Genomic DNA, 15,117 nt, shown 5'->3' with positions numbered 1-15,117 from the left:
TAATTATATAAAGGTAAACTATGACGGACTTTATTCGCGTATACAATAACGCGCTCAGCAATGACTTTTGTGATAACTTTATCACTACCTTTTCTCAAAGCCCGCATATAAAACAAGGGATGACATCTGGCGGTATCGATTTAAATAAAAAAGATAGCCACGACTTGCACTTAAACAATCATCCAGAATACGTTGAGCAATTAAAACATATTCAACAAACCACTGCACAGTATGTTTTTAAATACATTGAAGAACATATTTTTATTATGATTGGTGCCTTTGGCCTAAAAGTGTATCACCCTAAAAGTGGCGAACCTGTTGACTTAACACACGCAAACTTTGATGAAGTGGGTAAACCACAACTGCCCTTATTAGTGCAGCAAATTTTTAGGCTAGGAAATATTCAGGCGCAAAAATACCAAGTTAATAAAGGCGGTTACCCGTATTGGCACAGCGAAGTTTATCCGCAGTTAAATCATAACGAGGCGCTACATAGAGTATTGCTGTTTATGTTTTATTTGAACGATGTTGAACAAGGTGGGGAAACGGAGTTTTATTATCAAAAGCGTAAAATTGCGCCTAAAAAAGGCACTATGGTAATAGCGCCCGGCTACTTTACTCACACTCACCGTGGCAATAAGCCAGTATCTAACGATAAGTATATTTTAACCTCGTGGGTACTGTTTAACCGCGCAGAGCAAATATACGGTGCGCCAAAGAGCTAGCGCACCTTTTTTATGTATATTAACCTAGTAGCTCATCAAACAGATTAAATAACTGATCAAGCTCTGCGGTGGTGTTGTAGTGCATGCAACCAATGCGCACTACGCCACCTTTATCAAGTACGCCTAATTGCTCACACAAACCTTGCGCGTAAAAGTTGCCGTCCCATACACAAATATGTTGCTTACCTAAACATTCAGATACAGCGCGCGGCTCTAAACCTTCAAAAGTTAACGCAAAAGTAGGCGTACGCTCATTTAAACGATCTAAGTCATCTATACCAAACAATTTAATACGCGGGTAATTAACTAAGCGCGTTAAAAAGTACTCACTCAGCGCCATTTCGTGTTGCTTGGTTTTGGCAAAAGCCGCAGCTAATTTATCACGGCGCGAATGACTATCATCAAGCTCACTAATATCAGCAATGTAGTCAACCGCAGCAATTAGACCTGCAAGTGCTTCAAAGCTTTGCGTACCGGTTTCCCAGAGCCCAGGAATAACGTCCTTGGCAGGCTCAACTTTATAAGGCGTAAATCCTTCAAGGTGCTCTTTTTTGCCATAAACCATACCTAAATGCGGGCCAAAAAACTTGTACGCAGAGCAGGCTAAAAAGTCGCAATCAAGCGCTTGTACATCTACAAGTTCGTGCGGTGCATAATGTACGGCATCAACATAAACAAGTGCGCCTACGTTGTGGGCAAGCTCTACAATACGTTTAATATTGTTAATTGAACCTGTGGTATTTGAAGCATAAGTTACCGCTACCAGCTTAGTATTACTGTTTAGTAAACTCTCGAACTGCGCCATATTGAGTGTGCAGTCGGTTTCGTTAATAAGCGCAGTATTAACTTTAACACCTTTATCTTCTGCGGCTTGCTGCCACGACGAAACGTTAGAAAAGTGATCCGCGTTAGTGACAATTATTTCATCACCCGTTTGCCAGTCGCGTGAAATTGCGCGGCTAAAGCTAAACGTTAAGCTGGTCATATTCGGACCAAATACAATTTGTTGTGAGCTGGGCGCATTGAGTAAATCGGCAGCAGCTTGGCGAGCATTTGCCATTAGCTCAACGGTTTTATCGCTTGAGAAAAATGCTCCACCTAAATTTGAGTTGTAATAACCCAAATAAGCAGTCATAGCGTTAAGTACCGATTGCGGTACTTGCGAGCCACCGGGGCCGTCTAAAAACACGGGAGATTTACCATTAACGCTTTGCATTAATGCCGGAAATTGCTCACGTAATTGCGTTATATTCATGCTCATTCCTTAAGAGGTTAATACAAAGCAATCCAGGTAACCTGGCTTACTGGCATCAAGTTTATTCATTGGAGTAGCGTTATGCCACACTTGACGGTCGTTAATTACTGCAAACATACCGTCTTTTATAGCCATTTTAAAACAGGGATCGGCTTGCTTGTTTTCGTATACAAGCAATTCACCGCCCTCTAAGTTTTCATGCGATACTCCACATACACACACATGATCAAAACCATCTTGGTGCACGCCTTCTGGCGCTGCAGGCGTATCACTATCAATGGCTAACATACGAAATTGGTGAATTTCGATATCACGTTCTTCATCAATCCCGGTAATTTGACGAAACTCATTCACAATACTTTTCATGCCCGCTGACTCAAGTAGGCTTTGCTCTAAATTTTCGTAACTACGCTCAACATTACCCTGAAAGGTATTAATTGCATCATCTTGTACAAATGCTTTTGTTGCTTGTAGCTTTAGCTCACCATTTTGTAGTTTAACTACAGAGTAACGGCGTTTACGAAAGGCACCATCTGCATAAGGATTAGTCGGCAGGTTATCAAAAGAAGGCTTAACCAAATCAATATTTGTTTGGTTAATAAAACGCAGCTGCAGTAAATTCTGGGGGTTTAAAGCGGTCATAAAAATCCTGCTATAGTAATTATAATATTGCAGGGATTTTAATGCATGCAAAGAGGATTTATTGCTTTATTATTTAACTTCAAAACAATTAACCACCAAAATTAATACAATAAATGCAAAAAAACAACATTAACTATCTAAAATTTATTTTTGCTAATAAAAAACCCGCAAAAGCGGGTTTTTAAATAAGCTGTAAAAATTATACTGCTTGTTGAATGATCACGTTGTCTGCTTTTTTAGTGTAAGCAGGCATGCGATGGAAGTTCAAGTAGCGATATGTATCTGACGCTGTTGCATTGATCTTCGCTGCATATTCTTGATACTCAGCAGCAGTTGGCAATCGACCGATAATTGCCGCAACTGCAGCAAGTTCAGATGATGCTAAAAATACATTTGCACCATTACCTAAACGGTTAGGGAAGTTACGTGTAGAGGTAGACACTACCGTTGCTTTATCAGCAACACGTGCTTGGTTACCCATACATAATGAACAACCTGGAGTTTCTATACGTGCGCCAACACGACCAAAGATGCCATAGTAGCCTTCTTCAATTAGTTGGTCTTTGTCCATCTTAGTAGGTGGAGCAACCCAAAGCTGAGTAGGTAGTTGACCTTTAAAGCCATCTAGTAACTTACCAGCCGCGCGGAAGTGACCAATGTTAGTCATACAAGAACCGATGAATACTTCATCAATTTTCTCGCCAGCAACATCAGAAAGTAAACGCGCGTCATCTGGATCATTTGGAGCACAAAGAACTGGCTCTTTAATCTCAGCTAAGTCGATTTCAACTACGTGAGCGTATTCAGCATCTTTATCTGCTTCCATAAGCTCAGGATTAGCTAACCAGTCTTGCATTGCATTAATACGACGTTCAATCGTACGTACATCGCCATAACCTTCAGAGATCATCCACTTAAGCATAACAATGTTTGATTCTAGGTATTCAGAAATAGACTCTTTTGAAAGCTTAACCGTACAACCTGCAGCTGAACGCTCAGCAGATGCATCTGATAATTCAAACGCTTGCTCAACAGTTAGGTGCTCAACGCCTTCAATTTCTAGTACGCGACCAGAAAACTCGTTGATTTTACCTTTTTTCTCAACTGTTAATAAGCCTTGCTTGATACCGTAGTAAGGGATTGCATGTACAAGGTCACGTAATGTGATACCTGGTTGCATTTCGCCTTTAAAACGAACCAAAATTGACTCAGGCATATCAAGAGGCATAACACCTGTTGCTGCTGCGAATGCTACTGCACCCGAACCAGCTGGGAATGAAATACCTAATGGGAAACGTGTATGCGAATCACCACCAGTACCTACGGTATCTGGTAATAACATACGGTTTAACCATGAGTGAATAATACCGTCACCTGGGCGAAGTGAAACGCCGCCACGGTTCATGATGAAATCAGGAAGCGTGTGATGCGTGTTTACATCAATAGGTTTTGGGTATGCCGATGTATGACAGAAAGACTGCATTGTTAAGTCTGCAGAGAAACCTAAACAAGCTAAATCTTTAAGTTCATCACGTGTCATAGGACCTGTTGTATCTTGCGAGCCAACAGTTGTCATTTTAGGCTCACAGTATTGACCTGGGCGAATACCTGCAACGTTACATGCTTTACCAACCATTTTTTGCGCTAGTGTAAAGCCTTTATCTGATACTTCAGTTGCTGTTGGTACTTTAAATATATCAGTAGCACCTAAACCAAGTGATGTACGTGCTTTGTCTGTTAAACCACGACCAATGATTAGTGGAATACGACCACCAGCACGAACTTCATCTAAAATAACTTCAGATTTAAGTTCAAACTTAGAGATTACTTTATCAGTACCATGCTGCTTAACAACACCTTCGTATGGGTAGATGTCAATTTGCTCGCCCATGTTAAGTTCATCAACATTTAGCTCAATTGGTAAAGCGCCAGAATCTTCCATAGTGTTAAAGAAGATTGGTGCAATTTTATTACCTAGACATACACCGCCAACACGCTTATTTGGTACAAACGGGATATCATCGCCCATAAACCAAAGCACTGAGTTAGTTGCAGATTTACGTGAAGAACCCGTACCAACAACATCACCAACGTAAGCTAGTGGTAAGCCTTTAGTTTTTAATTCTTCTAGTTGGGTGATTGGGCCTACTTCGCCTGGTTTGTCAGGAGTGATACCGTCACGTTCAATTTTTAGCATAGCTAAAGCATGTAGTGGAATATCTGGACGAGACCATGCATCTGGTGCAGGTGACAAGTCATCCGTATTTGTTTCGCCTGTTACTTTAAATACAGTAACTGAGATCTTTTCAGCAACAGCTGGTTTATTAGTAAACCATTCTGCATTTGCCCAAGACTCAATAATTTGCTTAGCGAATGTGTTACCCGCTTTTGCTTTTTCTTCTACATCGTAAAATGCATCAAACATTAATAATGTGTTTGAAAGGCCTTTTACTACGATAGGTGCAAGTGTGTCGTCATCAAGTAGGTCTATCATAGGTGCGATATTGTAACCGCCTAGCATAGTTCCTAATAATTCTGCCGCTTTTTCTTTAGAAAGTAGTGGAGAATTAGTTTCACCTTTAGCAACTGCCGCTAAAAACCCTGCTTTGATATAAGCTGCATCATCAACACCTGCCGGTACACGATTAGCAAATAAGTCGAGAATAAATTCTTCTTCACCAGCCGGTGGAGTTTTGATTAATTCAATAAGATCAGCCGTTTGCTGAGCATCTAATGGCGCTGGTACGATACCTAACGCGGCACGTTCTTCTACGTGTTTACGATATTCTTGTAGCACAATATTGCCCTCTTGGTGACGTGAAAGTATTCGGTAGCGCTTCATAAGCGCAATGTTACCCAATACTTATAGTATTCTAACGCTTAATTATAAAGCTTTTATAGGTAGATGAAAATCTATCCAGTTCAGCAACTGATTATACCGACTATAAGTATTATGAATAGTAGATAAAGTAAAATCAATTTCCATGAATGTTTATTAAGTAAGAATCATTAGTATTTATTTTTAATTTGGGTTTTTAGTAGACAAAAAAAAACCCAGCATAAAGCTGGGTTTTTGTAATTCAATCGATTTTATTAACGTAAAACTTTAACGTTTTTAATCGTTTTGATATGCGCTTCTACACGACGGTTTTCTTCGTGTGCTGCTTTAGTGTTCGCTTCATTTTTAAGACGCTCTTCACCTAGACCAACTGTAGTAATACGGTCTTCTGCTACGCCATCAGCTACTAATTTTTTAGCTACTGCGTCAGCACGTTTTTTAGATAACCACTTGTTGTAAGATGCTTTACCTACAGAAGAAGTATGACCTTCTAAAAGAACAGTTGTATCTGGGTACTCTTTTAAGAACTCAGCTACTTTATCGATATCGTTTAAGTACTGTGTAGATACTGCAGAGGTATTATTAGGGAAAGTCACTAATAAGCTTACAGTTACTTCTTTATCTTCGTATAAAGTACAACCTGTGCCATCAACTGCATCTGTCATTGGTGTGTTAGGACACTGATCATCTGCATCTGGAATGTTATCGTTGTCGCTATCTACTGGTGCAACTTCAACAATTACTGGCTCTGGAGCTGGTTGAACTGGCTCTTCTGCTACTGAACTTTGACCAAATAAGTAGTTAATACCTAGTTTAGCGTTCACATCGGTATAACCACGGTCAAGACCTTGATAAACAGATGTTTCTGCGTTAACAAATAAGCCGTCTGTAATGAAGTGCTGGTAACCAACACCTGCGTTTAAGAAAGTATTATCTGTTGCTACTTTTACTTCTTTAATACCAAATAAACCATAGAAAGGACCGCCACCAAAGTGGTAAAGTGCATCAACACCAAAACGCTCGCCGTCTACGTCGTTACGATTACCATTAGGAATCGGATTTTTAAGAAATGCATTAAAGTCCATATCTGCATACTCAAGACGTGCACTCCAGTAATCACTGAAACGGTAACCAACTTCAGCACCCCAACTTGCAGATTCATTAACTTCCAAGTTTTGGTACATGTTCAAGTTTTTCCAAGATGCATCGTAATAGTCACCGAACACACCAATGTAAAAACCTTCAGTTTTTTCTGCTGCAAATGCTGATGCGCTAGTTGCAGCTAACGCGATTGCGATTGTAAGTGATTTTAATTTCATTGTTTTCTTCCCATTTTAACAATTAAAAAATATAGCTAATTCGTTCTAGCTCAACCAGTTTTATTAATATTACCTGATCCTTTATTAATCAATACTTAACAAAAGATAAATTAATTCGTTTCAACACTCTATATACAAGTATCAGTAAGTTTAGGACATATTAATTACTTTACCCAACCCCTAGATAATAAATACTATCGCTGGTATCTAAATTTATTAAATAACCATACCGACTTCACTAGCTGAGTTTATATTTCTCTCAATAATAAATCATCACTGCAGCCGCTAAATGAGCTTTTATGATCAGCAACTTAAATTTCAATCTAATAATTAAGTACCACAAAAAGTATAATACTCTTTATCACTGCTAGGTGCATCCTGAAATTTTGCCAATTTGTCAGTATTTTCATAAGGTGTGTGCATAACCTGCATAAACTCATGCAGTAATTCACTTGAGCCAGTCTTATTATACTCACTAAGTATTTTTTCGATCACATGGTTACGAGGAATAACTCGCGGATTAGCTGCGCGCATTACGGTATAGCTGCGATCATCGGTACGTTTTTGCCACTTACCGGCCCACTGAACTAATACCACTGGTATGCTCACTCCACCTGTTAAAGACTCGGTTAGTGCATCAAACGTGTTGGTATAGTCGAGTTGGTGCTCTTTTAATAACTGTAATAGCTCTGCAATTAACTCTTTATCTTCTGTATCTGTGCCAGCTAAGCCCAGTTTTTTTGCCCACATTGCACTAAATTCAACATTAAATTGCTCAGCAAAACCATCTATTATTGGGGTCATTAACGCCACAGCTTGTTCGTCGTCATCATTTACAAGCGGTATTAAACTCTCAGCTAAGCGGGCGCAGTTCCAGTTAGCAATATTAGGTTGATTACCAAATGCATAACGCCCTTGCTTATCAATAGAGCTAAACACGGTATCAAAATCGAAGCTGTTCATCATGGCACATGGGCCATAGTCGATAGTTTCGCCGCTAACCAGCGTATTATCGGTATTCATTACCCCATGTATAAAGCCTACTCGCATCCAACTAACCACCAGCTCAACTTGGTTTTTAATCACTGCAGCTAAAAATGCTAAATAGCGCTCAGGTCCTGTTGCTTGAATTTTTGGGTAATGACGCTCAATAGCTAAGTCGGCAAGGTTTTTAAGCCCTGCAACGTCGCCTTGCGTTGCTAAATACTGAAACGAGCCAACACGAATATGGCTACTGGCTAAGCGCGTTACAATAGCGCCAGGTTGAGGTGGGTTTCGGTACACTGTTTCGCCACTACCAACCACAGCTAAGCAGCGCGTAGTTTTTATACCTAACGCTTGCATTGCTTCGCTCATTATATATTCACGAATTGCTGGGCCAAGTGCACAGCGGCCATCGCCACCACGAGAGTAAGGAGTGGCACCAGAGCCTTTTAATTGAATGTCCCACAACTGGTTTTGCGCATCCTCTACTGCACCTAGCAAATGAGCACGCCCGTCGCCTAAACGTGGTGAAAAATGTCCAAATTGATGCCCTGAGTATCCCAGTGCAACCGCTGCAATTACTTGCTGTTCGTTGCCGCTAAAAGTACTGGCCCGTAACTCAGGAACGACATTAATATTAAACGCTTTAGCTAAGCTGTCATTCCAAAGTAATAGCTGTGGGGCGGCCACCTTAGATGGGCGATCTTCAATTGCAAAATTGTCGGCTACTTGTCTGTACCTTGGCATTAAATTCATAACTACCCTCTACTGTTGTTGGCTTATACCTACACGATTATCGCCTACACTGTAGGCTATAATTAAGCTTAGCTCTTGCATGCTCAAACCGCTTTGTTGCTGTAATTCATTAAAGAACGCTTGCGCTGCAGTTAACGACTTTTTAGTTTGTAAGCCACCATCAATAATTTTGTGCGCGCGCAAATAACTCTCAACATCCCGCGATAATAAAAAGGTATCTTTACCCAATGCACGCAAAGTATAAGGGCCGGTATTTCCACCCAAGCGTGCACCGTGTTTTTTTAAGTACGCCCACAAACCAATAATATCTTCACTTGGCCAGTCTGCAATAAACTGACTAAAGCTACCATGTTGCTGGGTAACCTCATGGATCATGAACGCATTTTCGGGGATCGTTTTTACTTTTTTATAATTGCGAACAATACGCTCGTCGCTGGCTTTTTGCTCCAACATATCGGGTGGCATCATTAATAATTTTTCAACGCTAAACTGCCAAAAAACCTCTCTAAAGCCTGCCCACTTGCTGTTAATAACCGACCAGTAAAAGCCACTTTGAAAAACCTTGCGCGTAAACTCTTCCAGCCAATCATCATCACTTAAAGCTACTAATTGTCGCTTAGATGCAGGTTTAGCGAGTAGTTGCTGTAGCATTTGTGTTGAGCCTTTTCGCTCTACTGCTCGCTGATAAATATCATTAAATTTTTCCATCTGCTTGAAACCTTATTTTGCAGTTACAAATTTCGCGCCGCGATTACCCCCTAGTTTAAGGGAAATTGTCCTTATACGTAACCGTTACCAAAATCGATGACACTATCTGCACTTAGCTGCTTGACACCCAGATGGCTAAAATGATTTAATCATTGCACTTACCCTATTTAATTATATTTGTATTGCTAGCAGTACAAATATAAAGGGCTGGAAGAGGTGCGTTATTCAGGTAGCGTATGTTAGGAGCACAAACTCCATTGAGCATACGTAAGGGGAATCAACGCCGAGAAACAACAATATTTGTGTCATTGTTGTTTCGGGCGACTAGGTTGAATCCTAGCGACTGTCACCAATAGCTATTTAAACGTAGCTTATTAGTTTGGTGGAGAGCTTCTGGTCTTAGTATAATAAGGCCGTGCGCCCTATTATTTAAGCCCATTCGCTCTTCGAATTATAACATACCCTACACGTGGGTATTTGTTCGAACGATGTTAATGCGGCTCTTTCCTATATAGCTTCTTAACTCACCGAACATTCTATAAGTTCGCGAGAGATGATCAAAAACTTTAATTTAGATGACTACTCAGTCTGGACGGCGCTCGTTACTCCGTTTAATCAAAACGGTACAATCGACTATGGCACCTTAACCACTTTGGTTGCTGAGCAAGCCGCTGCCAATAATGCTATTTTATTACTAGGCAGCACAGGCGAAGGCTTAGCCTTAACACTTAAAGAGCAACAAGCCATTGTTGAACACGTGTGCCAATTATCGCCTAATGTACCCTTAATGGTGGCTGTAGGTGGTATGAACCTCAAACAGCAATTAGCCTGGGTTGAATACTGTAACCACTTGCCTATTCATAGCTTTTTACTTGGCTCGCCGCTTTATGCAAAGCCCGGTGTAATTGGGCAAACCCATTGGTTTGAAAGCCTTTTAAATATAAGTAAACACCCTTGTATGCTTTATAACGTACCAGGGCGAAGCGCTGTCGATATTCCAGTGGCAACCATTCAAAACCTACAACAACATAAAAACCTATGGGCACTTAAAGAAGCCAGTGGCAACATTGCGCAATTTGAAGCTTACCGTCAAGCGGCTCCTAACTTAGCTATTTTTAGCGGCGACGATGCGCTTATGCCCTACTTTGCCCAAGCCGGCGCTAAAGGGCTGGTATCGGTAGCAGCTAATGCTTGGCCGCTACAAACTCACGAATTCGTACAGCGTAGCCTAAGTGGCCAATACCCCAATTTATTTACTCAGTGGTCAAGCGCAATCAGTAGCTTGTTCACTGTAGCAAACCCCATTCCCGTTAAAGTACTCATGCATTTACAAGGGCGATTAACGAGTTCGTATTTACGCCCACCGTTAACTCACCTCGAATTAACGCAAACAACGTGCATTGAACAAGCAAACAACACCATTTTATCTTGGCATTAAACATAGGTTTTTATAATGAGCTGGTTAGAACTATTAAATAATTTAGAGTCGGGCGCAGTACGCGCAGCATCACAAAACGAAAGCGGCCAATGGCAGGCTAACGTTGCAGTAAAACAGGGTATTTTAGAAGCCTTTAAAAATGGTACAAACACCGAATTTGTCGGTGGCTTTGTTGATAAACATAACTTAGCGCCACAACAGTTTAGTGCCACCGATGGCGTACGTATGGTCCCGGGTGGCTCAAACGTTCGCCGTGGTGCTTATGTAGCTAAAGGCACTATTATTATGCCACCAGCGTATGTAAATATTGGCGCATACATTGACGAAGGCACTATGGTAGATAGTCACGCTTTAGTTGGCTCGTGCGCGCAAGTAGGTAAAAATGTCCACCTTAGCGCAGCCGTGCAACTTGGCGGTGTGTTAGAGCCAATTGGTGCCAGCCCAGTGGTAGTTGAAGATGATGCATTTATTGGCGCAGGCTGCGTAATTGTTGAAGGCGTAGTAATTAAAAAAGGCGCAGTACTTGCCCCTGGTGTGCGTTTATCGGCCACAATTCCGGTTTACGACTGTGTAAACGAGCGCCAACTTGACAAAGGCGAGCCAATTCCTGAGTACGCTATTGTAATACCAGGCTCTCGCCCTGCTTCAAACGAATGGGCGCGTGCACAAGGTTTAAGCATGTCGTGCGCGTTAATTGTTAAGTACCGCGATGAGCAAAGTGATGCATCATTACTACTTGAAGAGGTTTTACGTTAATGAGCTTTTTGAGCACGGGCGTTAAAACGGCAATTAATGAATTATCAAGCCAACTCGATAGCCCATTTTTTGTTTACGACCTAGATACGCTAAATAGTCACTTGGCACAATTGGTCGCACAAACCGAGGTAAAACTTTGGTATGCGGTTAAAGCGAATCCGCTGTCTAAAATTATTCAATGCTTAGATAACGCCGGGTTTAATTTTGACGTAGCCAGTAAAGGCGAGCTTGAGCAAGTACTTGCTCAAGGCGTTAGTAGCGATCGCGTGCTCAACACCGGGCCAGCTAAAAGCCCAAAACAAATTAAACACTTTATTGAGCGCGGCGTACGTACTTTTGTTGCCGAAAGTCTTAATCAAGTTCGCTGGCTCAATGAGCAAGCCAAGCTACAAAACTGTCAACTACAGGTATTACTGCGCGTACAGTTACGTTGGCCCGAGGGCGAAAAAAATCCACTAGGTGGCGATAGCCTCACGCCATTTGGACTCGGTTGTACAGAGTGGCAGGCACTTAATATTACCGACTATGACGCACTTAGCTTTGATGGCCTGCATATTTTTCAATGGGGAAATATGCTCAGCACGCAAAAACTCAGTGAGTTGTGGTCACAAATGATTGCACCACTTAGCCAACTTGCCCGCGATTTAAATATAAACCTTAAAATTTTAGATTTAGGTGGCGGCTTAGGTATTCCGTATACGCAAAACGACATAACGCTTAATTGGGATGACTTAATAACAGCCCTCGCTAAAATTAAAAAACAGGCGGGCGTTGAAGAGTTATGGATGGAGCTTGGCCGCTATGCCGTGGGTGAATGCGGACATTACGCAACCCCAGTAGTAGAGCGCAAACAAAACTATGGCCAACAACAAGTTATTTTAAGTGGCGGCATAAACCACTTATTGCGCCCAGCCGTCACTAGTCAAGACTTTCCAGCAGCATTACTACGAAATTCAAACACACCAACCCAAGCTATGAGCTTATATGGGCCACTTTGTACCGCACTCGATTGCTTGGGCGAGCACGCATTACCAAGCGATCTAAATGAACACGACTGGTTGGTGTTTAGTCAATGTGGTGCCTATGGTTTTAGTGAAAGTATGCCGTACTTTTTATGCCACGAACTTGCAGGCGAATATGTTTTAGAACAAAACAAACTTAGCTGCCTACGTGCAGCCGAAGATGCCAGTTATTACTTGAGATAATGTACCTAAGATAATGTACCTAAAATAAAGTACCCGAGATAAAATTAAAATGTTGAGATACTCATGATCGCCTCACCAATTAGTCAAGAAAACATCGTCGTTGGTGAAGTTGCCAATGGCCTACCACTTACTATTCCTGTGTATCGTTTAAAAGGCGATGGCACGGGGCCAAGTGTGTATATTCAGGCCAACATGCACGGGGCTGAAGTACAAGGTAATGCGGTAATTTTTCAACTACTTGAACAATTAAAGCACCTTAATCTTAAAGGTGATATTACTTTAGTGCCTTATGCCAACCCTATTGGTTGTAATCAAAAGTCGGGGGAGTTTACCTTAGGTCGGTTCGACCCTATCACCGGCACTAATTGGAATCGGATGTATCATTATAATACTGATTTAGTCACTCAGTTTACACAAAACCATACGCAATACGACGATGCCACATTAAAAAGCACGTTTAAACAGGCTCTTATTGACGAAGTTGACAGCAAACTCAATGGCCCTGCTTATTTACTCAATACAGGTAAACGCATTGCGCTTAACTTACAAAAGCTCGCTCACCAAGCCGATATAGTACTGGATTTACACACAGGTCCTATTTCAAGCAAGCACTTGTACTGCCCAACCTATGCAACTAATAGCGCTCGGTATTTTAATATTGAGCACGTACTGCTTATTCCAAGTGACTTTGATGGTGCGATGGATGAAGCAAACTTTTGCCCCTGGTGGCATTTAAGCGAAGCACTGAGCAAACAAGGCCGCGAGCTCAGCATACCTGTAGAAGCTTTTACTGTAGAGCTAGGCAGCCAAGAAAAAATAGACTTGAGCGAAGCACTAAACGATGCAAACAGTATTTTAAGTTACTTAAATTATAAAGCTGTATTTGAAAATGCACCCCACACGCCGGCTAACATTACTCGCTACGCGTGTCATTTAAACGATTACTTTGCTTATTACGCGCCCATGGGCGGAATGGTTGAGTATATTGCCCCCCTAGGCGGGCATATTAAAGCGGGTGAGCCAATTGCTAAAATACTGCGCATGGAACGTTATTTAAGTGAACAGCCACTACAAACACTTATTCTTGAGTGTGATGCCATTGCCATACTGCACTTTGCCTCGGCGAGTGTTAATCAAGGCACTGAACTGTATAAATTTTTTACTAACGTATTTGAGCTTTAAGCTCTCCCTTCTCATTGCGTGAGAGTAAGTTAACTATAGTTAATTTGCATTATAAAAGCGGCTTAGGCCGCTTTTATTTTTATCTAATTATACAAAATATACGTAAATTCAGTAAAAGTTCACCGCTGCATATGTAAAAAGAGGTTATAATTACGTTAATCTATTAAACCCTCCACACTCACAAAGGAATTACAATGAGCTGGCGATACTTGATCATACTTTCAACATTAGTTAGTACTACTGTTTTTGCTGAAGAAAAATCTAAAAGCAATGAGCAAAATAGTAATATTGAGCTGGTAAAACAATGTATTTTAAATGAAGTGATTGGTGGGGACGGCAAACAAACACTCGACCAGCTTCGTAAAAAATGCTCTGCTCTTGAAGAGGATAAGCAGCTTACAGCCATCGATAAGCGCAAAGCACGTGAAGCGGTAAGCCAAAAAAACCGTAATGTGATTACGCCACATAAACGTAACTACATTTTACCTATTTCGTATGTATCGCATCCGAACAATAGCTCGTTTGAAACATTCGACGAGCTAACTGGCGAAAAAAATGACGAGCCACTCGATAACTTAGAAGCCAAATATCAGCTTTCAATTAAGGTGCCTCTATTCAATGACTTTTCTGATGAAGACCAAGCTATATTTTTTGCCTTTACACTACAGTCATATTGGCAGCTTTATAACAAAGAAAGCTCATCACCATTTCGTGAGACCAACTACGAGCCAGAAATTTTTTGGGTTAACTATTTAGATCCAGAACACGTTCCTTGGGGCGATGAAATGGCTGTTGTTTTGGGTATTTCGCATCAGTCTAACGGTAATAGCCAGCCAAATTCGCGTTCATGGAACCGTATTTACGCTAACTTTATTTGGGAAAAAAATGGCTTTGTGTTTAACTTTAAGCCTTGGTATCGTATTTCAGAAAGCGAGAAAGAAACACCTTTAGACCCAAGAGGCGACGACAACCCTGACATTTACAAATACATGGGTTACTTTGAGTTTAGCGGTGCGTATCGCCTTAATGAACATGAATTTAGCTTTATGACCCGTAACAACTTAAATTCAGACAATCGCGGTGCATTACAGCTCGATTGGTCATTTCCGCTTTGGGGCCGAGTGCGTGGTTATGCACAGTACTTTAATGGCTATGGCGAAAGCTTAATTGATTATAACGCTGATATAGAAAGAATTGGCGTAGGTATACTACTTACCGATTTACTTTAATTAATTAGCGATTAAATTAAACAAATTAAAAAGCCAAGCATCGCTTGGCTTTTTTCGTGCTTTAATTTAACTATAAAGT

General features: G+C 41.1%; 12 protein-coding genes and 1 riboswitch. Of the genes, 6 read left to right on the top strand and 6 right to left on the bottom strand.

The features are described 5' to 3' along the window. The first annotated feature begins 20 nt into the window (after nucleotides 1–20). Nucleotides 21–725, top strand: coding sequence for a 2OG-Fe(II) oxygenase (locus tag H5058_RS06195; protein ID WP_179807393.1), 705 nt, complete (start codon nucleotides 21–23; stop codon nucleotides 723–725). 19 nt (nucleotides 726–744) lie between these two features. Here H5058_RS06195 and H5058_RS06190 read toward each other — a convergent pair whose 3' ends face one another. From H5058_RS06190 to H5058_RS06165, 6 genes are all read right to left on the bottom strand, one after another. Continuing rightward, entirely contained in the window at nucleotides 745–1,980 is a 1,236-nt protein-coding gene (locus H5058_RS06190; protein ID WP_182677324.1) for a cysteine desulfurase-like protein, read from the bottom strand. A gap of 9 nt (nucleotides 1,981–1,989) precedes the next feature. Further along, nucleotides 1,990–2,622, bottom strand: a complete 633-nt coding sequence (locus H5058_RS06185) for a 2OG-Fe dioxygenase family protein (RefSeq protein ID WP_011326903.1) — start codon at nucleotides 2,620–2,622, stop codon at nucleotides 1,990–1,992. Between the two features lie 199 nt (nucleotides 2,623–2,821). Then, nucleotides 2,822–5,419 (bottom strand): bifunctional aconitate hydratase 2/2-methylisocitrate dehydratase, encoded by a 2,598-nt coding sequence (gene acnB, locus H5058_RS06180; protein WP_011326902.1) that lies wholly within the window; start codon nucleotides 5,417–5,419, stop codon nucleotides 2,822–2,824. A gap of 296 nt (nucleotides 5,420–5,715) precedes the next feature. Next, nucleotides 5,716–6,780 carry an OmpA family protein gene (locus tag H5058_RS06175; protein ID WP_179807391.1) on the bottom strand — a complete coding sequence of 355 codons (1,065 nt, stop codon included), beginning with the start codon at nucleotides 6,778–6,780 and terminating at the stop codon, nucleotides 5,716–5,718. Nucleotides 6,781–7,110: 330 nt separating this feature from the next. After that, nucleotides 7,111–8,520, bottom strand: coding sequence for a YdiU family protein (locus H5058_RS06170; RefSeq protein ID WP_179807390.1), 1,410 nt, complete (start codon nucleotides 8,518–8,520; stop codon nucleotides 7,111–7,113). Between the two features lie 9 nt (nucleotides 8,521–8,529). Beyond that, entirely contained in the window at nucleotides 8,530–9,228 is a 699-nt protein-coding gene (locus H5058_RS06165) for a DNA-3-methyladenine glycosylase I (RefSeq protein WP_011326899.1), read from the bottom strand. A 203-nt stretch (nucleotides 9,229–9,431) separates the two neighbouring features. After that, nucleotides 9,432–9,629: riboswitch (Lysine riboswitch) on the top strand. Between the two features lie 152 nt (nucleotides 9,630–9,781). Here H5058_RS06165 and dapA point away from each other — a divergent pair. The 5 genes from dapA to H5058_RS06140 all read left to right on the top strand — a co-directional run bounded on the left by dapA (nucleotide 9,782) and on the right by H5058_RS06140 (nucleotide 15,038). Then, nucleotides 9,782–10,666: a 4-hydroxy-tetrahydrodipicolinate synthase gene (dapA, locus tag H5058_RS06160; protein WP_011326898.1), complete on the top strand. Its 885-nt coding sequence runs from the start codon at nucleotides 9,782–9,784 to the stop codon at nucleotides 10,664–10,666. Between the two features lie 15 nt (nucleotides 10,667–10,681). After that, entirely contained in the window at nucleotides 10,682–11,422 is a 741-nt protein-coding gene (locus H5058_RS06155) for a 2,3,4,5-tetrahydropyridine-2,6-dicarboxylate N-succinyltransferase (protein WP_182677322.1), read from the top strand. Continuing rightward, entirely contained in the window at nucleotides 11,422–12,627 is a 1,206-nt protein-coding gene (locus tag H5058_RS06150) for a PLP-dependent decarboxylase (protein ID WP_182677320.1), read from the top strand. The genes H5058_RS06155 and H5058_RS06150 overlap by 1 nt, the downstream gene beginning before the upstream one ends. A 63-nt stretch (nucleotides 12,628–12,690) precedes the next feature. Then, nucleotides 12,691–13,809: a succinylglutamate desuccinylase/aspartoacylase family protein gene (locus H5058_RS06145; RefSeq protein WP_182677318.1), complete on the top strand. Its 1,119-nt coding sequence runs from the start codon at nucleotides 12,691–12,693 to the stop codon at nucleotides 13,807–13,809. 194 nt (nucleotides 13,810–14,003) lie between these two features. After that, entirely contained in the window at nucleotides 14,004–15,038 is a 1,035-nt protein-coding gene (locus tag H5058_RS06140) for a phospholipase A (protein WP_182677316.1), read from the top strand. Nucleotides 15,039–15,117 lie beyond the last annotated feature (79 nt).

This window comes from Pseudoalteromonas sp. SR45-4 (assembly GCF_014163535.1).
Taxonomy (GTDB): domain Bacteria; phylum Pseudomonadota; class Gammaproteobacteria; order Enterobacterales; family Alteromonadaceae; genus Pseudoalteromonas; species Pseudoalteromonas nigrifaciens.
Note: the sequence above shows the minus strand (reverse complement) of the source record. Positions and strands in the feature narration are given on the sequence as shown.